Consider the following 20,945-nt stretch of genomic DNA (forward strand, 5'->3'; position numbering starts at 1 on the left):
GTACGGCGCGGTGCGGTGCGGTGCCGGTGGGCGCCGCCCCGGCCCAGCAGCCTACGGCCTACGCGCCCGTCGCCCGCAGCCACACCGTGGTGTCCGGCGGCAGCCCGGCCCCGCCGTCCGTCAGCGGCCCGCTGCTCAGCACCATCTCGCCCACGGCGGGCAGCGGCACGGCGGCCGCCGACAGGTTGGTGACGCTGTGCCAGCCACCGACGCGGCGGAAGCGCAGCACCCCGGCGCTCAGTTCGGCGACCGAGCCCAGCCACTCCACCGTCTCGTCCGTCCCCTCGCGCAGCAGTTCCCGCCGCAGCCGCAGCGCCTCCCGGTACAGCTCCAGCGTCGAACCGGCGTCCCCCTCCTGCGCCTCGACCGACAGCTCCCCGAACCCCTCCGGCTGCGGCAGCCACGCCCCGCCCGCGCCGAAGCCGTACGACGGGCCGGTGCGCGTCCACGGCAGCGGCACCCGGCAGCCGTCCCGGCCCTTGACCCGGTGGCCGCTGCGCTCCCAGGTCGGGTCCCGCAGCACGTCCACGGGCAGGTCGGCGACCTCCGGAAGCCCCAGCTCCTCGCCCTGGTAGAGATACGACGAACCGGGCAGGGCCAGCATCAGCAACGTCGCGGCACGGGCCCGCCGCAGCCCCAGCGCGAGGTCGGTCTCCGGCTCCCGGCCGTCGGCCAGCAGCCAGGCGTCCCGGCCCGCGCCCGTCAGATCGTCCGGCAGGGCGAGCCGGGTGCGGTGCCGGATCACATCGTGGTTGGAGAGCACCCAGGTGGCCGAGGCCCCCGCCTCCCGGGCGGCGGACAGCGCGCCGTCGATGACCGAGTGCAGGGCGGGGGCGTTGAGCGGGGCATTGAGGAAGTCGAAGTTGAACGCCTGGCCCAGCTCGTCCGCGCGGGCGTACGACACCCGGCGCGAATTGCGCACCCACGCCTCGGCGACCGCGACGCGCGGCGGATCGTACTCGTTGAACACGGTGCGCCACTCGCGGAAGATCCCGTGCACCTCGTCGCGGTCCCACAGCGGATGGCTGCCGTCCTCCGGCAGGTCCTCCGGCTCGTATCCGGGCACCTCCCCGATGTCGCGCAGCGGCTCGGCCAGGTCCTTGACCAGCCCGTGCGCGACGTCCACCCGGAAACCGGCCACGCCCCGGTCGGACCAGAAGCGCAACGTGGTGAGGAAGTCGGCGCGCACCTCCGGGTGGTCCCAGTTGAGATCGGGCTGCTCGGGGGCGAAGAGGTGCAGGTACCACTGCCCGTCGGGCACCCGGGTCCACGCGGGACCGCCGAAGCACGAGACCCAGTCGGTGGGCGGCAGCCCCCCGCCCGGCCCCCGCCCCTCCCGGAAGACGTACCGCTCCCGGGCCGGATCGCCGGGGCCCGCGCGCAGGGCCTCCTGGAACCAGGCATGGTCGTTGGAGGTGTGGTTGGGGACGATGTCCACCATCACCTTGAGCCCGAGCCGGTCCGCCTCCGCGACCATCCGGTCGAAGTCGTCGAGGGTGCCGAGCCGCGGATCGACGTCGCGGTAGTCGGCCACGTCATAGCCGCCGTCGGCGAGCGCGGACGGATAGAAGGGGCTCAGCCACACGGCGTCCACGCCGAGCCGGGCGAGGTAGGGCAGCCGACTGGTGACCCCGGGCAGATCACCGATCCCGTCGCCGTCGGAGTCGGCGAAGCTGCGGGGATAGACCTGATAGATGACGGCCTGCCGCCACCAGTCGCTGTTCACGGGGTCGTCGCTCACGGTGTCCTCGCGGGTGGTGGGGGTGCGGTACGCGGCCCAGCCGTCGAGGCAGTGTCCCCGCCCGCGCCGGGGTCTGTCGAGACCGGCCGCCGCGGCATGTCTGCGACACGATCGAGTGACGCAGACGCTTTCCGCGAGGTGCCGACCCCTGCCTGCCTAGGCTGACGGAATGTCGCGCGAACTGCCCTCCACCCATGCGGAAGTGGTGCTCGAGGGTTTCCTGGCCCTGGAGACACCGGAAGGCTTCCGGGCCGAGCTGATCGACGACGAGATCGTGCTCACCCCGCCTCCCGACGGAGACCACGAGCACCACCTCAGCTGCATCATGAAGGAGGTGATCACCAAGGCCGCCGTGGACATGCAGGTCTCGGGCAATAAGGGGCTCAAGGTCCCGCGTGGCGGGCTCTGCGTTCGCAACCATGTGATCCCGGATGGCACCTTCGCCCCCAGAGAGCTCCGGCTGTTCCGGGGCGCCGAGCCCTGGATGCCCTGTGAGGGCGTGTCCATGGTCGTCGAGGTCACCTCCACCAAACCGGACCGGGACCGCAAGGCCGAGCGCCACTGCTACGCCCGCGGGGGCATCCCCCTCTACCTCCTCGTCGACCGGGACAACAGCGACGTGACGCTCTTCAGCGACCCGGAGAACGGCGACTACCGCCAGCACGTCACGGTCCCCTTCGGCAAGCAGCTCGAGCTGCCCGCTCCGTTCTCCTTCTCCCTGGAGACGACCCGCTTCGTCTGAGCCGCCCCGCCCGGGCCGGTACCATGGTCACTACGGCGGACGAGCCGGCCGGGCGGTCGCGTCGGGGTCCTTTTGGGGGTCCCGCCGAGGAACGTCCGGGCTCCACACGGCAGGGTGGTGGGTAACGCCCACCCGGGGTGACCCGCGGGACAGTGCCACAGAAAACAGACCGCCGGGGCCGCAAGGCGCCCGGTAAGGGTGAAACGGTGGTGTAAGAGACCACCAGTGCCCAGGGTGACCTGGGCAGCTAGGTAAACCCCACCCGGAGCAAGGTCAAGAGGAGCCGCCGCAAGGTGGCTCTGCGCGGATGATCGAGGGCTGCCCGCCCGAGTCCGCGGGTAGACCGCACGAGGCCGGCGGCAACGTCGGCCCTAGATGGATGGCCGCCTCCCCGCGGGCCGTAAGGCCCACGGGAGACAGAACCCGGCGTACAGGCCGACTCGTCCGCCGCCCACGCTGCCCACCAGGCCACACCGGGTGGGCAGCGCTTCCGTTGCACCCCCAAGGCCTTGCACCCGGACTCCGGAGACGGCGGCGTCGCGCCAGCGCGTCCATTTGCACGATGGACAGCCAGCGCAGCATCTCTTCCACGGCCGGCTCGATCCGGGCGGGATCGTCGCGGAGCAAGGTGAGTTGTTCGGGGTGCCGCAGCAGGGCCAGGGTGCCCAGACCCAGCATGTTCGAGGTCGTCTCATGTCCGGCCAACAGCAACAGGCCGGCGATTCCGACCAGCTCATCTGTCTCAATGCGTCAATCAGATCCCGGTGGGACTACCCAAGCGCGAGGTGGCACCCTGGTCGGGGTTGATCCGAGCGCGGCGTCTCGCCATCACGGACGGCGATTGGCGGACGCCGTCGAGGAAGGGGTGGCGTCAGGCTCGAATGGCAGCTCTACGCCACGGTGCAAGACACGGACGCGGCGCGAGGTGATCGCGACGTCCCGCGATCCGCAACGGGTGCCGGCTCTGCGGTGCGCGGCGGGTCGGCGAGGAGAGCGAGTGTGCCCGGCGTCCCCGTCGGCGCCGCCCGGGTGCCGGGCTCGACGCCGATACCCCGGGATCACCGCTTGCCGACTTCCTGGTCGGGCCTGCCGACCGCTCAAAGAGTGATCGGGCGCTCCCGTCCACCTTCCGGGGACAAGGAGCCTTCCCGGCCTGTCACTCAGTGGGGCTCGGAGTCTGCGATGCCGGGAGCAGGCAGCGCAGCAAGGACTCCTCCAGCTCGATCAGGATGGCTTCGCTGCTGGCTACGGGGCCCGGCAGGGTGTGCCACAGGACGAGCTGGCCGTGCAGGGCGGTCCACAGGTGGATACCCAAGTTCCGTGCCTCCGTCCGACGGCCGGGGGCCGCTTCGGCGAGGTAGGCGTCAGCCGTATCGGTCCACGCCTGGAGCACGGTGACGATGGGGTGGTCGGTGGAGGGCCGACGCTCGGGCTCGTACTCCAGGCTGAACATCAGCCGGTAGCGGCGGGGCTTGTCGATGGCGAACCTGCGGTAGGCCTTGACGGTGGCCCGCACGCGCCCCAACGGGCTCGCGCCTGCCGCGGCGGCCGACTCGCCGGCCTCGCTCATCACGACGGCCAGTGTGCGGTAGGTGGCGTCGAGGACGGTGGAGACCAGGTCGGCCTTGTCCTTGAAGTGCAGGTAGACGCTGGGCGCGGAAATGCCGACCTCGCGAGCGACCCCGCGCAGAGAGAGCGCGTCCTCGCGCCCCGTCTCCTCCAGGATGCGGGTCGCCGCGTCGAGGATCTCCTGCCGCAGCCGCTCGCCTTCGCCCCGCACGTTGGGTACCCGCTCGACCTGCGACTTCATGGCCTTCTCCTCGCTTCCCGCAGCAGCCTACCGACCCTCGGTACCTCCTGTCGCCGGCGGTCGGTGCTTCGTCGGGTCCGACATCCGGGCTTCCGATTCATCGGTTAACGCTGTTAGTCTAACAATCCTTCGGCTAACGGCGTTAATCGATGCTGGAAAGGCACAGTCATGACCTCGTCTCCGACCCTCCCCGCGTTTACGCTCACCCGCCCGCAGGCCGCGCCCCTGGACCCCCCGCCGCTGTATGCGCAGCTACGTGAGGAACAGCCCGTCACCCGTGTCTCCCTGTGGGAGGGACGGCTCACTCCGTGGCTGGTGACCCGCTGGGAGGACGCCCGGGCGGTACTGGGCAGCCCGGCGTTCAGCTCCGACCCGGCGCACCCCGGCGCACCCACCTTCAGGGAAGGCCAGCCGCAGAACCCGCGCGGCTTCTTCGCGAGCCACGATGACCCCATCCACGCGGCGATGCGGCGCACCCTGACCCGGGAGTTCATGGTCAAGCGCATCAACGAGCTGCGCCCGGCCATCGCCCGCCTGACCGACGAGCTCCTCACCGGCCTGACCGAGCTGAGCGGTCCCGCCGACTTCGTGGAGCACTTCGCGCTGCCGCTGCCGTCCCTGGTGATCTGCGAGCTGCTGGGTGTGCCCTACGAGGACCATCCGTTCTTCCAGGAGCAGTCGAAGGCCCTCGTCGATCTGAACGCCCCGGCAGAGGAATCCGCCCGGGCGTTCGCCAACCTCGGCGAGTATCTGCTGGGCCTCGTGCGGACCAAGCACACCACGCCCGGGAACGACGTGGTCACCCGCCTCGCCGCTCAGGTGGACGGGGGCGTGATCACCGACCAGGACGCCGCCGACCTGAGCGCTTTCCTGCTGTTCGCCGGCCATGAGACGACGGCGAACATGATCGCGCTGAGCACCATCACCCTCCTCAGCCACCCCGACCAGATACCGCACATCCTCGGCGGACCGGACCAGGTCGCGAGCGCAGTGGAGGAACTCCTGCGCTACCTGTCCATCGTGCACGGCGGACTGCGCCGCACCGCCGTCGAGGACGTCACCATCGGCGGTGTGACCCTGCACGCGGGCGAGGGCGTGATCGTTCCCGTCCATGTCGCCAACCGCGACCCGGAGTTCTTCTCGAACCCCGACGACCTGGACCTGGAGCGTGCCAACGTCCGCCAGCACCTGGCCTTCGGCTACGGCATCCACCAGTGCCTGGGCCAGCCGCTGGCCCGCGCCGAACTCCAGATCGTCCTGCCCGAGGTCTTCCGCCGGCTTCCCCGTCTGAAGATCGCCGTACCGATGGAGGAGGTCGCCTTCAAGCAGGCCACCGCCGTCTACGGCGTCCGCGAACTGCCCGTCACGTGGTGACCGCAACCACCTGATCCCCCCCCCACCAAGAGCAGGGAAGAAACGTCATGCACAACGTCATGCGTGTAGAAGTCGACGTCCCCAAGTGCGTCGCCTCGGGCCAGTGCGTACTGCTCGCCCCCGACGTCTTCGACCAGCGCGACGAGGACGGCATGGTCGTCCTCCTCGACGAGACTCCGCCGGCCGAACTCCACGACGCCGTCCGCGAATCCGCCACCGTCTGCCCCGCGGCCGCCATCCGCCTGGAGGAGTCGTGAGCGTGCCCCCGACCGGCCGCGTGGTCGTCGTCGGCGCCTCCGCCGCCGGCCTCGCCGCCGCCGAAACCCTCCGCCGGGAGGGCCACATCGGCCCCCTCACCCTCATGGGTGACGAACCCGCCGCCCCCTACGACCGCCCGCCCCTGTCCAAGGAGATCCTCTCCGGCGCCTGGAGCCCCGACCGGCTGCCGCTGCGCACCCCTGCCGACCTCGACGCCCTTGACCTGGACGCCCGCTACGGCCACGAGGCCATCGGGGCGGACGTCGCGGCCCGGACAGTGCTGCTGTCCGACGGCTCCGAAGTGCCGTACGACGGACTGATCGTGGCCACCGGAGTCCGCCCCCGGCGTCTGCCCGGCCCACCGGCCCACGTCCTGCGCACCCCAGACGACGCCCTCGCCCTCAAGGACCGCCTCGGCCCCGGCCGCACCCTGGCCGTCGTCGGCGCCGGATTCCTCGGCGCCGAAGCCGCCGCTGTGGCAGCCGACCTGGGCACCCACGTGACCCTCCTGGAACCCGCGCCCGTCCCGCTGGCCCACGCGGTCGGCGAGGACGTCGGCCGCATGCTCGCCCAGGCCCACGTGGACCACGGCGTGGACCTGCGCACCGGGACCGGGGTCAGCGAGATCGTCCCCGGCGGCGTACGCCTCGACGACGGCAGCACGGTGCAGGCCGACACGGTGCTGGTGGCCGTCGGCTCCCGGCCCAACACCGAGTGGCTGACCGGCAGCGGGCTGGGCCTGGACGACGGGCTGGTCTGCGACGCGTACTGCACCGCCGCGCCCGGGGTGTACGGCGCGGGTGACGTTGCCCGCTGGCACAACCCGCTCTTCGGCACGTCGATGCGGATCGAGCACCGCACGAACGCCGCCGAGCAGGGCATGGCCGCCGCCCGCAACCTCCTGGGCGCCCAGCGTCCCTTCGCGCCCGTCCCCTACTTCTGGTCCGACCAGTACGACATGAAGATCCGCGCCTACGGCTACCTGCGCGGCCACGACGAGATGCGGATCGCCGAAGGCAGCCTGGAGCAACGGAAGTTCACCGCTGTCTACCGCACCGGTGACCACCTCGCCGGCGTCCTGACCGTCGGCATGCCACCCAAGAGCATCCGCCCCTGGCAACAGGCCCTCGCCGCCCGCAGGCCCTGGCGGCAGGCCGTGTCCCTCCTGGAAGGAGCGGCAGCATGAGCAGCACCACCGGATCACAAGGGCGCGGCGTCGTCGTCACCGGCGCCGGGTAGGGGATCGGACGCGCCACGGCGCTGCGGTTCGCGCAGCTCGGCGACAAGGTCCTCGTCGCCGATCTCAACGCCGACGGCGCCGAGGCGGTCGTCAAGGAGATCGAAGCGGGCGGCGGCACCGCCCGCGCGGTCGTCGGCGACCTGAGCGACCAGCACACCGCCGACGAGGTGATCAGCACGGCCGTGGAAGCCCGGCCCGTAGGCGCTCAAGGGGTTGACCGGTGCCGGAGCGGCCCTTACTGTCCTCGCACCCTCGCCGGTATATCGATTAACCAATCCGTTAACCGCCCTGGTTGGAGACATCCGTTGTGCGCTCACGCCTGAGTCGGCGCGGCTTCCTCGCCGCCGGGTCCGGATTCGCCGCCGCGACCACCCTGCCCGCCCTGTCCGGCTGCTCCGCGCTGGCCGCCGCGGATTCCGATCCGCATACGCTCGTGGTCCACAGCCAGCTGGGCACCACCGCGCCGGGCTCCCCGACCTATCTGGCGGCCCTGCGGCGCTTCCGCGCCGAGAACCCCGGGCTGAAGGTCAAGAACCTCGTCAACGGCGACGATCTGGCACAGGTCTACGAAACCTCGCGGCTGGCCCGCAAGGAGCCGGACGTCGTCATGGTCAACCTGTACGCCAAGACACTGGCCTGGACGGATGTGGGCGCCACGGTCGACGTCGCGGGCTATCTGGACGACTGGGGGCTGCGGGAACGGGTCCTGCCGGAGGCCCTCACGTCCTGGACCGACGGGAAGGGGCGGCTGCGGGCCTTCCCGTACTTCGCCACCAACTGGCCCATCGCCTACAACACCACGCTGCTGGAGCGGGCCGGGGTGGACGGGATACCCCGTACCGGCGACGCGCTGATCGGCGCCGCGCGGAAGCTGCGCGCCAAGGGCATCGGCCCGGTGACCGTCGGAGGCAACGACTGGACCGGGCAGAAGCTGCTGGCGCAGATCATCCAGACCTTCCTCACCGGGGACGAGGCCCGGCACGTCTTCGCCACGGGCGACTTCAGCGGGAGCCGGGGCGCGCGGCAGGGGATCGACTACTTCGTGGAGCTGCGCGACGCCGGTGTCTTCGTCGACAAGGCGCAGGGCCTCACCTCGGACTCGATGACCACCCAGTTCAACACCGGCGCCGCGGCCATCGAATCCGCGATGTCCTCGGCGCTGGCCGAGGTGCCAAAGAAGGTGGCGCGGCGGACCGAGGTGGGCGGCTGGCCGCTCGCGCCGGGAGCGGCCCACGACAAGCCCACGATCCTGCGCACCTACACCCTGATCGGCTTCTGGATCAGCCCGAACGGCACCAAGAAGATCGAGGCCGTGAGGAAGTTCGTGCGCTTCATGTACCGGCCCGACACCGTGGCGCGGTTCATCGAGGAGAGCGGCCGGGACATGGCCCTGCGGACCGGCACGGTGAGTACCGGCTTCCCGCTGGTGGCCGCGGCGCAGCGGCTCGGCGGCCGGGTGAGCCAGGCGCTGCTGCCGGACGTGTACGTCCCGCCCGCCGCGACCCAGCCGCTCATCACCGCGACGAGCACGTCCTTCACCCGCGGGACCGGCGCCGCGAAGGTGCGCGCCGCCCTCGAAGCCGCCTACCGCGGCGCGTGAGACCCCCTCCCCGTCTGCCCGAACCTTCCGGGAGTCACCCCATGACGACGCTGACGCCCACCCGGGGCGGGACCGCCTCCCGGCGCCCGGTCCCGTCATCGTCCGCACCGCGCCGCGTACGGCGCGACGGCGGCACGATCCTCGCCGTACCGGCCCTGGTCTGGTACCTGGTCTTCATGGTCGGCCCGATGGCCGCCATCTTCGTCGTCGCCGCCCTGCGCTGGCCGGGGATGCTGCAGCCGGTCACGTTCGCCGGGCTCGGCAACGTCCGTACCGTCCTCGACGATCCGGTGTTCTGGGACGCGGTGCGCAACACTGCCGTGCAGCTGGCCGTGGCGCTGCCGGTGATGATCGTGTGCGCGTACATGCTGGGCTACTACGTGGCGCAGCGGCCACCGGGACACCGGGTCATCCGGTATCTGCTGTTCGTCCCGGGGCTGATCTCCACCCCCGCCAAGGCGATGGTGTTCTACGCCGCCCTCTCCCCGGACGGCCTGGTCAACGGGGCGCTGGGGGCGGTGGGGCTGGAGTCGCTGACCGACGCGTGGCTCGCGTCGCCGTCGACGGCGCTCAGCTGTCTGATCGCCCTGGACCTGTGGAGCGGCATCGGCTTCACGGCCGTCCTGTTCGCCGCCCGCCTGTCCAGCGTGCCGGACGAGGTCGGGGAGGCCGCGCAGCTGGACGGGGCCGGGCACTGGCGGACCATGTGGCGCATCCACTTCCCCGTCATCCGCGACTACGTGGGCGTGGTGACGATGCTGCAGTTCCTGTGGACCCTCTTCGGCTCCGCCCAGCACGTCCTGCTGCTCACCCAGGGCGGCCCCGGCGCCTCGTCCACGACACTGTCCTTCCTCGTCTACCAGAAGGCGTTCATCGCGGCCGACCTCGGCTACAGCCAGACCGTGGGCGTGTTCCTCTTCCTGACCGGACTCGTCGGCCTCCTGCTCATCCGCCGCACCTTCCGCCAGAACTACTGAGGGGAGAGCTCACCATGAAGCTCGGCAAGTCCTGGCTGCCCGCGCACGTCCTCGTGTGGACCTATGTGGTGCTGCTGGTCGTCCCGCTCTACTACTTCCTCTCCTCCGCCTTCAAGACCAACGAGGAGATCTTCGCCGGCCCCTTCGCGCCGCCGTCGTCCCTGGACCCGGGCAACTTCTCCACCGCCTTCCACCGCGCCGACCTCGGACTCGCGGTCGTCAACTCCGGCCTGGTGACGGTGGCGTCACTCGTCCTCACCCTCGCGCTGGCCATCCCCGCCGCGTTCGCGCTGGCCCGCTCCACGGGGCGGCTGGCCTCGGCGCTGGAGAAGGTGTTCTCGCTCGGCTTCCTCATCCCCACCTTCGCCGCGCTCTTCCCGACGTTCCTGCTGGCCGCGGCGACCGGACTGTTCCACACGCGCACCTTCATGGTGCTGTTCCTCCCGGCCACGGCGATGCCGCTGTCGGTGGTGATCCTGGTGCAGTTCATGCGGACCGTGCCCGCGGAGATGGAGGAGGCCGCCCGCATCGACGGCGCCACCACCTTCGCCGTCCTGCGCCACGTCTACACACCGATGTGCCTGCCGGGGATCGCGACCGTGCTGCTGCTGAACTTTCTGACCTTCTGGAACGAGTACCTGTACTCGCTCGTCATCATCGGCCCGGACCCCGCCCAGCGCACCGTGCAGGTGGCGCTTCCCACCCTCAAGGCCATCACGGGAACGGACTACGGTGTGCTCACCGCGGGCACGATCCTCACCCTCGTGCCGGTGTGGGCCGTCTACACCGTGCTGCAGAAGCGCATGCAGCGGGCGCTCATCAGCGGGGCGGTGAAGATGTGAGCACGGTGCCCGGCCAAGGTGTCCAGGGGCGGCGGCCCACCATCAAGGCCGTCGCCGCCGTCGCCGGCGTATCGACCGCCGCCGTCTCGCAGGCCTTCAACAACAAGGGGCGGCTCTCCGAAGCCACCAGGCGCCGCATCCTGGACGCCGCCGTGGACCTCGGCTGGTCGCCGAGCGCCCCGGCCGCCGCGCTGCGCAGCGCCCGCACCCGTACCCTCGCCCTCGTCGTACGCCGCCCCACCGATGTCCTCGGCGCGGACCCGCACTTCAGCGAGCTGATCACCGGCATCGAGGGCGAGCTGGCGCCGCGCGGATACGGGCTGCTCCTCCACCTGGTCACCGATGTCGACGAGGAGAGCACGCTGTACGAACGCCTGGCGGCGGAGGGCCGCGTCGACGGTGCCGTGCTCACCGACGCGCGCACCGACGACCCCCGGCCCGCGCTGCTGACCCGGCTCGGCCTGCCCGCCGTCATGCTCGGCGCGCCCGACCCGGACGCGGCCGTGCCGGGCGTCGGCCTGGGGCACCAGGGCGCGGGCGTGGGCGAGGTGGTCGGCCATCTGATCGGTCTCGGCCACCGGCGCGTCGCCTATGTGGCGGGACCGGCCGAACTGCAGCACACCCGGCTGCGCCGCCGCCACTTCGAGGAGGGCCTGCGCACCGCGGGCCGGCGGCCCTTCGCCGTGCTGCACACGGACTTCTCCGAAGCGGCGGCCACCGCCGCCACCGAGGCCCTGCTGGACGCGGCGGACCCGCCCACGGCCATCGTGTACGCCAACGACTCCATGGCGGTGTGCGGCATCGGCGCCGCACAGCGCACCGGCCTGCGGGTCCCGGCCGACCTGTCCGTCGTCGGCTACGACAACCTGCCGATCGGCCGCTGGCTGCACCCGCGCCTGACCACCGTCGACCAGCAGGTGCGGCAGGTCGGCGCGGCCGCCGCGCGGCTGCTCCTGGCCCGCTGCGGCGAGGACGCCGGGGACGCCCGGCTCGACGGGCGTCCCCGCCTCGTCGCCCGCGACTCCACCGGCCCCGCGCCACGCTGATTCGAATACGCGACAGATAGAGAGCCCATGCGACGCCACAGCGCCCAGCTCACCCACCACCCCGCCGTCCTGCCCTGGCTCGGCGCCAACTTCTGGTCCCGCACCGGCGGGCCCCTGATGTGGCGCGACTACGACCCCACGACGGTCCGCGAGGAGCTGGGGGTGCTGCGCGAACACGGGCTGACCATGACCCGCTCCTTCTTCTACTGGCCCGACTTCCACCCCGAACCGCACCGGATCGACGAGGCGTCGTGCGAGCGTTTCCGCGACTTCCTGGACGCGCACACCGAAGCGGGCATGGCCACCATCCCCACCTTCATCGTCGGCCACATGTCCGGCGAGAACTGGGATCCGGCCTGGCGCGGGGGCCGCGACCTGTACGAGGACGTGTGGATGGTCGGCCGCCAGGCGTGGTTCGTGTCGCAGATGACCCGCCGCTTCACCGACCACCCGGCGGTCACCGGCTGGCTGATCACCAACGAGATGCCGGGCTACGGCCGTGTCTACCAGGTCGATCCGCCCTCCAGTGACATCGTGACCGCCTGGGCCCAGGCCATGTGCAACGCGGTGCGGGCGGCCGGTGGCACCCAGCCGGTGTCGCTCGGGGACGGCGCGTGGGGCATCGAGGTGTCCGGCCGGGACAACGGCTTCTCGCTGCGGGAGACCGCTGGTTACGTCGACTTCGTCGGCCCGCACGTCTACCGCTCCGACACCGACCGGGTACGGCAGCACCACCGCGCCGCCTTCGAATGCGAACTGGCCGCGGTGACCGGCGCGCCCGTGGTGCTGGAGGAGTTCGGGGTGTCGACCGACACGGTGTCCGCCGAGAACGCCGCCGTGTACTACCGCCAGACGCTGCACAACTCCCTCCTCGGCGGGGCCACCGGCTGGATCGCCTGGAACAACACCGACTACGACGACCTGTGGGACCGGTCCCCGTACGACCACCACCCCTTCGAAATGCACTTCGGCATCACCGACTCCACCGGCGCGCCCAAGCCCCCGCTCCTCGAACTCCGCTCGTTCGCGGAGGTGTTGCGGCGCGTGGACTTCCCGCGCTGCCGCCGCTCGGACACGGGCGCGGCGCTGGTGGTGCCCGCGTTCCTGGAGCGTGACTACCCCTACAGCCGCCCCGCCGACCGGCCGCTCATCTTCACCTCGCTCCACCAGGCGTACGCCGCCGCGCGCGCCGCCGACCTGCCGGTGGGGCTCACCCGTGAGACGGACGGCCTGGCCGGTGACGCCGCGCTGTATCTGCTGCCCTCGACGCGCCAGCTGACCACCCGCACCCGGCGCGCGCTGGAGCGGCGGGCCCGCGACGGCGCCACCGTGTACCTCTCCTTCTGCTCCGGTGAACACCCGGGCACCCGTGGCCCCTGGTTCGACGGCCTGGACGCGCTGTTCGGGGTCGAGCTGCAGCTGTCGTACGGGGTGGCGGAGCCCATCGAGGACGACATCCTCGCCATGACCTTCACCGAGGACTTCGGCCCGCTGGCCGCCGGGGAGACGCTGCGGTTCCCCGTCGCGGGCAACGAGGACTCCCGCGCCTACCTCCCCGTCGTCCCCCGTGGTGCCCGGGTGGTGGCCACCGACGCCCACGGCCGGCCCGCGCTCCTGGTCCACGAGACCGGTCGTGGCCGCACCGTGCTGGCCACGTACCCGCTGGAGCACATGGCGGCGCGCACCGCCCACGTCAACCCCGAGCAGACCCACCGGCTGTACGCGGCGCTCGCCGAACTCGCCGGTGCGGACCGGGCGGTGACGGTCGACACCCCGTATGTCGGCGCCGATGTGCTGGTGCACGAGGACGGGCGGCGGTTCATGTGGCTGGTCAGCCAGTCGCCGGAGGCGTTGACGGTACGGCCGGTGGCGGACGGGCAACCGCACGACCTCGCGACGGGCGAACCCGTCGCCGAGATCGGGCTGGACCCCTACGGCGTGCGGGTCCTGGAGCTGATCTGAGCGGCGTCCGCTACGCGCCGGCGACGGGGTAGTCGGTGTAGCCGGTCTCCCCGCCCACGTACATCAGGTACCGGTCCCGGACCGGGTTGACGGCGCTGCCGTCGCGCAGCCGCGCGACCAGGTCGGGGTTGGCGAGGAACGGGCGGCCGAGGGCGATGAGGTCGGCGTCGGCCGCCAGCAGGCGTTCGGCCGCGTGCCTGCCGCCGTCGTCGGGGATCCGGTCGGCGGGGAGCACGGGGTTGGCCATCAGCGTGCCCGGCCACCGCTTGCGGATGTCCTGGTAGACGGGGGAGTCCGGGTCGGCGAAGCCGACGTGGAGATACGCCAGGCCCCGGTCGGCCAGCGCCGAGACGAGCGCCGCGTACAGGTCGCCGGTCTCCTCGCCCTCCTCGATGCCGTTGACGGTGTTGCCGGGGGAGATGCGCAGGCCCGTCCGCTCGGCGCCGATCTCGGCGGCCACCGCGTCCGCGACCTCGACGGCGAAGCGGACGCGGTGGCCGATCGGGCCGCCGTAGGCGTCGGTGCGCCGGTTGGTGTTCGGGGCGAGGAACTGGTGGAGGAGATGGCCGTTGGCGCTGTGCACCTCGACACCGGCGAAGCCTGCCTCCAGGGCGTTGCGGGCGGCGGTCGCGAAGTCGGCCACGGTGGTGCGGATGTCGTCGGCCGTCATCGCGCGCGGGGTGACCGCGGGCTGCCTCCCGGCCGGGGTGTGGATCGGCTCGGGGAGCGGGATGGGGGAGGGCGCGACCGGGGTGAGGCCGCTGGTGTCGGGGTGGCCGTTCCGGCCGCCGTGCTGGAGCTGCAGGAACATCTGTCCGCCGCCCGCGGCGCGTACCGCGTCGGTGACCCGGCGCCATCCGGCCACCTGCGCGGCGCTGTGGATGGCGGCGATGTTCGGGTAGGTCTGGCCGACCGCGTTGGGCGTGGCGGCCTCGGCGATGATGAGCCCGGCGGAGGCGCGCTGGGCGTAATAGGTGGCCATGAGGGGGGTGGGAACGCCGTCGGCGGTGGCGCGGTTGCGCGTCATCGGTGCCATGACCAGGCGGTTGGCCAGGCGCAGCGGGCCGAGGCGGGCGGGGGCGAAGAGGTCCGGGGCCAGGTGTGTATCCGTCATGCCCGCCAAGCTAGGAGTTAACATCAGTGTCAGGTTCAACCGCGAAGACAGTGAGGTGCGTCATGCGGATCGGTGAGCTGGCCAGGCGTACCGGGGTGAGCGAGCGGTCCCTGCGCTACTACGAGGAGCAGGGCCTGCTGACGGCGGAGCGCACCCCCGGCGGGCACCGCGACTACACCGAGGGCGCGGTCGACCGCGTGGTCCGCATCCAGGAGCTGTACGCGGCCGGGCTGTGCAGCTCCAAGATCGCGCAGCTGCTGCCCTGCATGCGGGACGCGGACGGCGGCCCCTCCGCCACCGCCGACGCCCGGCTGGTCACCGACCTGCTGGCGGAGCGCGACCGCATCGACCGGATGATCGGGGACCTGCAGCGCTCCCGGGCGACCCTGGGCGAGGTCATCGACGCGGCCGCGGACGCCTCGGCGCCCCGCCCGGAGCCGTCCGAGCGGGGCTGAGAGGAGTCCCCGGTCAGTCGAGGCAGAACTCGTTGCCCTCGGGGTCGGCCATCACCAGGTGCCCGGTGAGGAGCGGCGGAGCGGGCTCGTGGCGCTCCAGCCGGGTGGCGCCGTGGGAGATCAGCCGTTCGGCCTCCGCCTCCAGGGCCGCCATCCGCGCCTCGCCCTCCAGCCCGGGCGCGGCCCGTACGTCGAGGTGCACCCGGTTCTTGGCCCGCTTGCCCTCCGGCACCCGCTGGAAGAACAGCCGCGGCCCGGAGCCGTCGGGGTCGAGCAGCGCCGAGGCGTCGCCGCGTCTCCCGGGCGGCACACCCATCGCCTCCAGGGCCTGATCCCAGGACTCGAAGCCCCCGGGCGGGTCCTGCACCCGGTAGCCCAGGGCCTCGGCCCAGAACGCGGCCAGCCCGGCCGGGTCGGCGCAGTCGAAGGTGATCTGTACGTCGCGGGCCATCTCAGCTCGCCTCCCGTGGGGTCCGATGGGTGTGCAGGTGGAGGTCGCGCAGCAGGCACACCTCGGACAGATGGTGGATCATCTCGCGGTTGATGTGCAGCACGAGCGCCGCCATCGGATGGTCGGCGTACGGCCCCTCCGCCGCCCCGCACGGGCGGGCGAGCCCGGCTTCGCCCAGGGCCTCGACCCCGGTCTGCCAGGTGGCGTACTCCGCGTCGAGCTGGGCCAGCGCCTCGGCGGCGGTCGCGGCGTAGGCGTAGGACTGGTAGTCGGTGGGGGTGCGGCCGAAGTGCGCGGCGTTGCGCATCGCCAGCACGCCGACGATCACATGGCCGAGGCGCCAGGCGATCGTCGGGAACGGCGGCGGGTCGGGCTCCGGCATCGCGAAGTCGATGGTCATCGCGCCGGACCCGGCCCGCACCGGGGCGGTGCCGGTGCCGCGCGGGCGCACGTTCCAGCAGCCGGGCACGGGCTCCCAGAAGTACTCGTCGTCGGTGAGTCCGTCGAGCCGGTCGCGCAGCTGGTGGGTCCAGTGCCGGGCGAGCTGGTCCCGTAGCAGGGGGTTCCACATCTGGTCGGTCATGAGCGCAGCCTCGCGCACCTTGCGGACAGGATCGTTCCGCGATCGGTGGCGTTTTCCAGGGAGATTCACAGATCCGTTCGACTACGCTCACTGGCGACTACGTTGAAAAAGCTTCTCGGTTCGCCCTGTTCGAAGGGGACGATGGATTGACTGTGGACAGCCTCGCGGGCCCCGAAGCCCAATGGCAGACCTCCCGAGCGAAGGCGCTGTGCTATCGCGGACCGCGTTACGTCACCGGCGCGGACCTCGTCCGTATCGCCCGCACCCTGGCCCTCGAGCCGTGGCACTTCACGCAGACCGCGCCGGCCGCCGCCAACGATCCGACCGGGGTGGTGCTGGACAACGCGCGGCGCCGGGTGAATTTCCGGGTGGCCAACGCCGCCCACGGCTGCGTCTTCCACATCCGCACCCTGGAGGGCACCGGCCGCTGCGGGCTGGGCGAACTCGCCCCCGTGTCCTGCCGCATGTTCCCCTCGCTGCCCGGTGCGAAGACCGAGCGCGCGGACGGGCCCGGACACCGGCTCGACGAGGAGGAGCTGGCCGAGGCCGAGCGTCAGTGGACCGCCGACCGGGACCACTGGTTCGAGCTGGTCGCCCGCTGGAACGCGCTGGCCGGGGAGGCCGAGACCCCGCCGGACGCCGAGGACTTCCAGCGCTACCTGCTGGAGGCGCAGGCCGCGCGCGAAGCCGGTGCGCCCTGGCCCGAGGACGTGGTCGCGTGAACGGCGGCGGAGCGAACCTGGCGGGCTGCGCCGACTGCGGCGGCCGGTGCTGCCGGGAGTACAACGTCCATGTGACCATCGCGGACGTCCGCAGGCTGGCGACCGGAATGGCCGTCCACCCCAGGGAGTTCGTCTACTTGAAGGAGGGCAAGGAGGAGGACAACAGCGACTTCCGCTTCCGGCCCGGCGGCCCGCTGTACGACCTCCACCTCCGGCACCGGCCGGACACCAAGGGGTGCGTGTTCCTGATGGAGATCGCCCCCGGCAAGGCCCGGTGCGGCGCGTACGTCCACCGCCCGATGGTGTGCGCCACCTTCCCGGCCGCGCTCGACCAGGGCTCGGTGGGCATCCGTGCGAAGACCCTGTGCGGCGGCCCGGACTCCTGGAACCTCGCCACCATGGACCTGGTCACCTACCGGCGCGACATCATGCGCAACCGGGCGGCCTGGCGCGAGCACCTGGACCTGGTGGAGCGGTGGAACGCCAGGATCGACGCCGGTGAGCTGGGGCTGACCCACGAGGACCTGTACGAGTTCATCCTGGCCACCGCCCCCGGCGAGGACACGGAGGCCGTCTCCGCGAAGACGGCCTCCTCGTAGCGGCGGCGCCGATCAGCCGGCGGGTTGCGCGGAACCCGCCGGCAGGTCCTCGGGCCGCAGCAGCCGCAGGTCCTCCAGCCCGGGCGCGGCCATGGTGCCGATGCGCCGGGCCTGCCGCGTCATCATCGCCTCCAGCAGCTGGCGGGCGGTGCGCGCGTTGCCGAAGGAACGGTCGCGCGGGATGAGGTCCACATAGGCGCGCAGCGCCGCCAGGGTCTCCTCGGGGCAGTCGTAGCCGGAGGCGGCCGCGTAGCCGCTCATGATGGTGACCAGCTCCTCCGAGTCGTAGTGCTCGAACTCGACGGTGCGGCTGAAGCGCGAGGCCAGACCGGGGTTGGAGGCCAGGAAGCGGCGCATCTCCTCGGTGTATCCGGCGGCGATGACCACCACCTCGTCCCGGTGGTCCTCCATGAGCTTCAGCAGGGTGTCCACGGCCTCCTGGCCGAAGTCGGACCCCGCGCCCTCGGGGGTGAGGGTGTACGCCTCGTCGATGAACAGCACCCCGCCGAAGGCGCGCTCGAACACCTCCTTGGTGAGCTGCGCGGTGTGTCCCACGTAGCGGCCGACCAGATCGGCGCGGGCCACTTCCACCAGCTGACCGGTGTTCAGCACGCCGAGGGAGTGCAGCAGGTCCGCGTAGAGCCGGGCGACGGTGGTCTTACCGGTGCCGGGCGGGCCGGAGAAGATCAGATGGTGGCTGATCTTCGGCGTCGGCAGGCCCGCGGCCTGCCGCTGCCGGGTGGCCTCCAGCAGGTTGACCAGGTCGGTCACCTCGCGCTTGACCGCGCCCAGGCCGACCATCGCGTCCAGCTCGGCCAGCAGGTCCTTGGAGTTACGGGGGCTGTCCGCGCCGCCGACGGACGCGTCGTCGGCGACGTCCTCGGGCAGCAGCAGCGTGAGGTCCGCCTCGGCCGGGTTCGCCATCGACCCCAGGCGGAACGCCTGCCGGTCCACCATCTCCTCGAACACCCGGCGCGCCGCGCGGCCGTTGCCGAACGTGGAGTCGCGCGGCATCCGCTCGTAGAGGCGGGCGAGGGCGCCCAGGGTGCTCGGGTCGAGCTCGTACCGGTGGGCCCCGCACATGGACTCGGTGATGGTGACCAACTCGTCCACCGAGTAGTTGGCGAACTCGATGGTGCGGGTGAACCGGGAGGCCAGACCGGGGTTGGAGCCGAGGAAGGTGGTCATCTGGTCGGTGTATCCGGCGGCGATGACGACCACGTCGTCGCGGTGGTCCTCCATGAGCTTCAGCAGGGTGTCGATGGCCTCCTGGCCGAAGTCGGCACCGGAGCCCTTGCTGTCGGAGAGCAGGGTGTACGCCTCGTCGATGAACAGCACCCCGCCGAGGGCCTCGTTGAACGCCTCGGTGGTCTTGATGGCCGTACCGCCGATGATCTGGGCGACGAGATCGGCCCGGGAGACCTCCACCAGATGGCCGGAGCGCAGCACGCCGAGGTCGGCGAGGATGCCGCCGTAGAGCCGGGCGACGGTGGTCTTGCCGGTGCCGGGCGGGCCGGAGAACACCAGGTGGCGGCTCATCGGCGGGGCGGGCATGCCGAGGCTGGCGCGGCGCTGGGCGAGCTGGTTGAGGTTGATCAGGGTGCGGACCTGGTGCTTGACGTCGGCCAGGCCGATGAGCGACTCCAGCTCCTCCAGCGGGCCCTCCGGCGCCTTCCCCGAGCCGCCCGGGGCCGTCTCGGCGCCGGTTCCGCCGGCGGTCTCGCCCCAGGCGTCCTCGGCGGCGTTGCCGCTGCTGTCCAGCCCCTCGACGGTGAGCCGGTCGCTGGGCCGGGACTGCTTGAGCCCCGCGCCGCGGTTGTCCCGGGTGGTGCAGCCGGTGAGGGTGACCTTCTCGGCGCTGTCGACCCGGATGCCGTCGCCGGTGCTGCCGGTGACCTGGCAGGCCTCCAGCGTGGCCCGGGCGCCCTCGGCGACCAGGGCGCCGTGCGCGCCGGACTCGGCCAGGTGGAGGCGGTGCGCGGTCACCTCGCCGCCGCCCTCCACGTGCAGGGCCGAGGTGGCGCTGGAGCGGACCTCGCAGTCGCTGAGGGTGCCGCGGCCGCCGGAGCCGACCGCGATCCCGGCCTGGCCCGCCCCGCGCACCGCGCAGTCGCGGATGTCGGGGGCGCCGCCGTCGAAGATGCGGATGCCGGCGCCCTCCGCGTTCTCGACCGTGCACACCTCAAGACGCCCGCGGCCGTCCTCGGCCACCTCCAGGCCGTGGCCGCGTGCGTCGGCCACCCGCACCCGGCTCAGCAGCGGATTGGCGTTGGTACGGATGGAGATGCCGACTCCGGCGGCGTCGGCCACCTCCAGCCGGTCGAACTCCGCCGAGGCCCCCTCGGCCAGCAGCACGGACGCGGTCTTGTCGGCGCAGTCGCGCACGGTGGTGCCGGTGAGCAGCGGCGCGCTCGATCCGATCACCCGGATCGCGGGGGCGGTCGCGGTGTCGAAGGCGCAGTCCTGGAAGGTGCCACGGGAGCGCTCGGTGACGGCCAGTCCGTTGCCCTTGGTGCGGGAGGTGACACAGCGCAGCAGTTCCGGGTCGGCACCGGAGGAGAGGACGATGCCGGGGCCGGAGGTGTCGGTGACCGTGACCTCTTCGAGGGTGGGCCGGGAGCTGCTGGTGATGTAGACGCCGACCGAGGTGTCGTGCACACGGGCGCGCAGCACATGGGTGGAGCACTTGCCCTCGAGGGCGATGGAGGGCTTCTCGGTGCCGGACACGTCGCAGTCCTCGACCCGGCCCTGCGCCTCGCCGTTGGCGAGGATGCCGTTGCCCTGGGCGTCCCGCACCCGGCAGCCGCGGACGGTGGTGCGGGCCTGCTCGCCGAGGACGATGGCGGAGGTGCCCAGGTGCTCGAAGACCGAGTCGGCCACCACGCTGCCGGTGGGCGCGGTGTCCACGACCCCGGCGCCCTCGGGGTTGGAGATCCGGCAGTCCCGGATGGCCACCGAGCCGTTCTCGCGGGCGAGGACGGCCGTCCAGCCCGAACCCACCACGGTGCAGCCGTCCATGGCCACCTGGCCCCGGGGCGCGTCCACCACCGGCAGGTCCTCGTTGCCGCCGCGCAGGGTCAGGTCGGTGAGCATCACCGCGTCCGCCACGAGCACCACGGCGGTGCCCCGGGGCGGGCAGATCTCCACGCTGCCGCGCTCACCGTCACCGGCGATGGTGATGCGCGTGCGGACCGTGAGGTTCTCGCGGTAACGGCCGGGCCGGACGCGTATCACCGCTCCCGTGCGCGCCTTCTCCAGGGCCTCGCCGATCGTCCGGAAGCCCTCCGGCTGGTCCGGACCGACCGTGAGCAACTGCCGTGACACGCTGGGACCTCCTCGTTGTGATGCCGCTGCCGACCCTCGGTGCCCGGAGCCCGGGCTTGCCGGAAGCCGGGGAGGGAGGGACGAGCACGCGGGGAAAGGCTACGG

At 72.1% G+C, this 20,945-nt stretch carries 18 protein-coding genes, 1 other RNA gene and 1 pseudogene; 14 read left to right on the forward strand and 6 right to left on the reverse strand.

Annotated elements, in window-relative coordinates:
• Positions 1 to 58: 58 nt before the first annotated feature.
• Positions 59 to 1,741 carry a glycoside hydrolase family 13 protein gene (locus tag ABZ562_RS04850; RefSeq protein ID WP_361474098.1) on the reverse strand — a complete coding sequence of 561 codons (1,683 nt, stop codon included), beginning with the start codon at positions 1,739 to 1,741 and terminating at the stop codon, positions 59 to 61.
• 169 nt (positions 1,742 to 1,910) lie between these two features.
• Between ABZ562_RS04850 and ABZ562_RS04855 the strand changes: the two genes are divergently transcribed.
• Together ABZ562_RS04855 and rnpB are read left to right on the forward strand one after the other, a co-directional pair.
• Complete coding sequence (locus ABZ562_RS04855; RefSeq protein WP_361474101.1) at positions 1,911 to 2,483, forward strand: Uma2 family endonuclease; 573 nt, start codon at positions 1,911 to 1,913, stop codon at positions 2,481 to 2,483.
• 40 nt (positions 2,484 to 2,523) lie between these two features.
• An RNA gene (gene rnpB, locus ABZ562_RS04860) (RNase P RNA component class A) lies at positions 2,524 to 2,930 on the forward strand.
• Between the two features lie 709 nt (positions 2,931 to 3,639).
• Here the strand turns inward: rnpB and ABZ562_RS04865 are convergent.
• Positions 3,640 to 4,293: a TetR/AcrR family transcriptional regulator gene (locus ABZ562_RS04865; RefSeq protein WP_361474104.1), complete on the reverse strand. Its 654-nt coding sequence runs from the start codon at positions 4,291 to 4,293 to the stop codon at positions 3,640 to 3,642.
• Between the two features lie 168 nt (positions 4,294 to 4,461).
• On the opposite strand from ABZ562_RS04865, the gene ABZ562_RS04870 reads away from it, so the two are divergent.
• The 9 genes and pseudogenes from ABZ562_RS04870 (at position 4,462) to ABZ562_RS04910 (ending at position 13,592) form a co-directional block, all read left to right on the forward strand.
• Positions 4,462 to 5,667 carry a cytochrome P450 gene (locus ABZ562_RS04870; RefSeq protein ID WP_361474107.1) on the forward strand — a complete coding sequence of 402 codons (1,206 nt, stop codon included), beginning with the start codon at positions 4,462 to 4,464 and terminating at the stop codon, positions 5,665 to 5,667.
• A gap of 59 nt (positions 5,668 to 5,726) precedes the next feature.
• Positions 5,727 to 5,924, forward strand: coding sequence for a ferredoxin (locus ABZ562_RS04875; protein WP_361474110.1), 198 nt, complete (start codon positions 5,727 to 5,729; stop codon positions 5,922 to 5,924).
• Entirely contained in the window at positions 5,921 to 7,111 is a 1,191-nt protein-coding gene (locus ABZ562_RS04880) for an FAD-dependent oxidoreductase (protein WP_361474113.1), read from the forward strand. The genes ABZ562_RS04875 and ABZ562_RS04880 overlap by 4 nt, the downstream gene beginning before the upstream one ends.
• A 56-nt stretch (positions 7,112 to 7,167) precedes the next feature.
• Positions 7,168 to 7,353, forward strand: a pseudogene (locus tag ABZ562_RS04885) (SDR family NAD(P)-dependent oxidoreductase); the annotation flags it as partial.
• Positions 7,354 to 7,472: 119 nt separating this feature from the next.
• Positions 7,473 to 8,765 (forward strand): ABC transporter substrate-binding protein, encoded by a 1,293-nt coding sequence (locus ABZ562_RS04890; protein ID WP_361474116.1) that lies wholly within the window; start codon positions 7,473 to 7,475, stop codon positions 8,763 to 8,765.
• 41 nt (positions 8,766 to 8,806) lie between these two features.
• A complete protein-coding gene (locus ABZ562_RS04895; RefSeq protein WP_361474119.1) occupies positions 8,807 to 9,742 on the forward strand; it encodes a sugar ABC transporter permease in 936 nt (311 codons plus the stop codon).
• Positions 9,743 to 9,756: 14 nt separating this feature from the next.
• Complete coding sequence (locus tag ABZ562_RS04900) at positions 9,757 to 10,584, forward strand: carbohydrate ABC transporter permease (protein WP_361474122.1); 828 nt, start codon at positions 9,757 to 9,759, stop codon at positions 10,582 to 10,584.
• A 5-nt stretch (positions 10,585 to 10,589) separates the two neighbouring features.
• Positions 10,590 to 11,630: a LacI family DNA-binding transcriptional regulator gene (locus ABZ562_RS04905; protein ID WP_361474517.1), complete on the forward strand. Its 1,041-nt coding sequence runs from the start codon at positions 10,590 to 10,592 to the stop codon at positions 11,628 to 11,630.
• 27 nt (positions 11,631 to 11,657) lie between these two features.
• Positions 11,658 to 13,592 carry a cellulase family glycosylhydrolase gene (locus ABZ562_RS04910; protein ID WP_361474125.1) on the forward strand — a complete coding sequence of 645 codons (1,935 nt, stop codon included), beginning with the start codon at positions 11,658 to 11,660 and terminating at the stop codon, positions 13,590 to 13,592.
• 10 nt (positions 13,593 to 13,602) lie between these two features.
• Here ABZ562_RS04910 and ABZ562_RS04915 read toward each other — a convergent pair whose 3' ends face one another.
• Positions 13,603 to 14,706: an alkene reductase gene (locus ABZ562_RS04915; RefSeq protein ID WP_361474128.1), complete on the reverse strand. Its 1,104-nt coding sequence runs from the start codon at positions 14,704 to 14,706 to the stop codon at positions 13,603 to 13,605.
• A 62-nt stretch (positions 14,707 to 14,768) separates the two neighbouring features.
• Between ABZ562_RS04915 and ABZ562_RS04920 the strand changes: the two genes are divergently transcribed.
• On the forward strand, positions 14,769 to 15,161 hold the full coding sequence (locus ABZ562_RS04920; protein ID WP_361474130.1) for a MerR family transcriptional regulator: 393 nt from the start codon (positions 14,769 to 14,771) through the stop codon (positions 15,159 to 15,161).
• A 13-nt stretch (positions 15,162 to 15,174) separates the two neighbouring features.
• On the opposite strand, the gene ABZ562_RS04925 is transcribed toward ABZ562_RS04920, so the two are convergent.
• Positions 15,175 to 15,612 (reverse strand): VOC family protein, encoded by a 438-nt coding sequence (locus tag ABZ562_RS04925; RefSeq protein ID WP_361474133.1) that lies wholly within the window; start codon positions 15,610 to 15,612, stop codon positions 15,175 to 15,177.
• A gap of 1 nt (position 15,613) precedes the next feature.
• Entirely contained in the window at positions 15,614 to 16,195 is a 582-nt protein-coding gene (locus ABZ562_RS04930; protein ID WP_361474135.1) for a DinB family protein, read from the reverse strand.
• A gap of 152 nt (positions 16,196 to 16,347) precedes the next feature.
• On the opposite strand from ABZ562_RS04930, the gene ABZ562_RS04935 reads away from it, so the two are divergent.
• Together ABZ562_RS04935 and ABZ562_RS04940 are read left to right on the forward strand one after the other, a co-directional pair.
• A complete protein-coding gene (locus tag ABZ562_RS04935; protein WP_361474520.1) occupies positions 16,348 to 16,917 on the forward strand; it encodes a hypothetical protein in 570 nt (189 codons plus the stop codon).
• Positions 16,914 to 17,516: a YkgJ family cysteine cluster protein gene (locus tag ABZ562_RS04940; protein ID WP_361474138.1), complete on the forward strand. Its 603-nt coding sequence runs from the start codon at positions 16,914 to 16,916 to the stop codon at positions 17,514 to 17,516. The genes ABZ562_RS04935 and ABZ562_RS04940 overlap by 4 nt, the downstream gene beginning before the upstream one ends.
• 12 nt (positions 17,517 to 17,528) lie before the next feature.
• Here ABZ562_RS04940 and ABZ562_RS04945 read toward each other — a convergent pair whose 3' ends face one another.
• On the reverse strand, positions 17,529 to 20,840 hold the full coding sequence (locus tag ABZ562_RS04945; protein ID WP_361474141.1) for a right-handed parallel beta-helix repeat-containing protein: 3,312 nt from the start codon (positions 20,838 to 20,840) through the stop codon (positions 17,529 to 17,531).
• Positions 20,841 to 20,945 lie beyond the last annotated feature (105 nt).

The sequence above is a fragment of the Streptomyces sp. NPDC019937 genome (genome assembly GCF_040631655.1).
Classification (GTDB): Bacteria; Actinomycetota; Actinomycetes; order Streptomycetales; family Streptomycetaceae; genus Streptomyces.

Bases quoted from the DNA above. Each gene is read 5' to 3' on its own strand.
- ABZ562_RS04900 (WP_361474122.1), top strand. From the start codon at position 9,757: ATGAAGCTCGGCAAGTCCTGGCTGCCCGCGCACGTCCTCGTGTGGACC.
- ABZ562_RS04930 (WP_361474135.1), bottom strand. From the start codon at position 16,195: ATGACCGACCAGATGTGGAACCCCCTGCTACGGGACCAGCTCGCCCGG.
- ABZ562_RS04925 (WP_361474133.1), bottom strand. From the start codon at position 15,612: ATGGCCCGCGACGTACAGATCACCTTCGACTGCGCCGACCCGGCCGGG.
- ABZ562_RS04910 (WP_361474125.1), top strand. From the start codon at position 11,658: ATGCGACGCCACAGCGCCCAGCTCACCCACCACCCCGCCGTCCTGCCC.
- ABZ562_RS04855 (WP_361474101.1), top strand. From the start codon at position 1,911: ATGTCGCGCGAACTGCCCTCCACCCATGCGGAAGTGGTGCTCGAGGGT.
- ABZ562_RS04865 (WP_361474104.1), bottom strand. From the start codon at position 4,293: ATGAAGTCGCAGGTCGAGCGGGTACCCAACGTGCGGGGCGAAGGCGAG.
- ABZ562_RS04875 (WP_361474110.1), top strand. From the start codon at position 5,727: ATGCGTGTAGAAGTCGACGTCCCCAAGTGCGTCGCCTCGGGCCAGTGC.
- ABZ562_RS04920 (WP_361474130.1), top strand. From the start codon at position 14,769: ATGCGGATCGGTGAGCTGGCCAGGCGTACCGGGGTGAGCGAGCGGTCC.
- ABZ562_RS04915 (WP_361474128.1), bottom strand. From the start codon at position 14,706: ATGACGGATACACACCTGGCCCCGGACCTCTTCGCCCCCGCCCGCCTC.
- ABZ562_RS04895 (WP_361474119.1), top strand. From the start codon at position 8,807: ATGACGACGCTGACGCCCACCCGGGGCGGGACCGCCTCCCGGCGCCCG.
- ABZ562_RS04870 (WP_361474107.1), top strand. From the start codon at position 4,462: ATGACCTCGTCTCCGACCCTCCCCGCGTTTACGCTCACCCGCCCGCAG.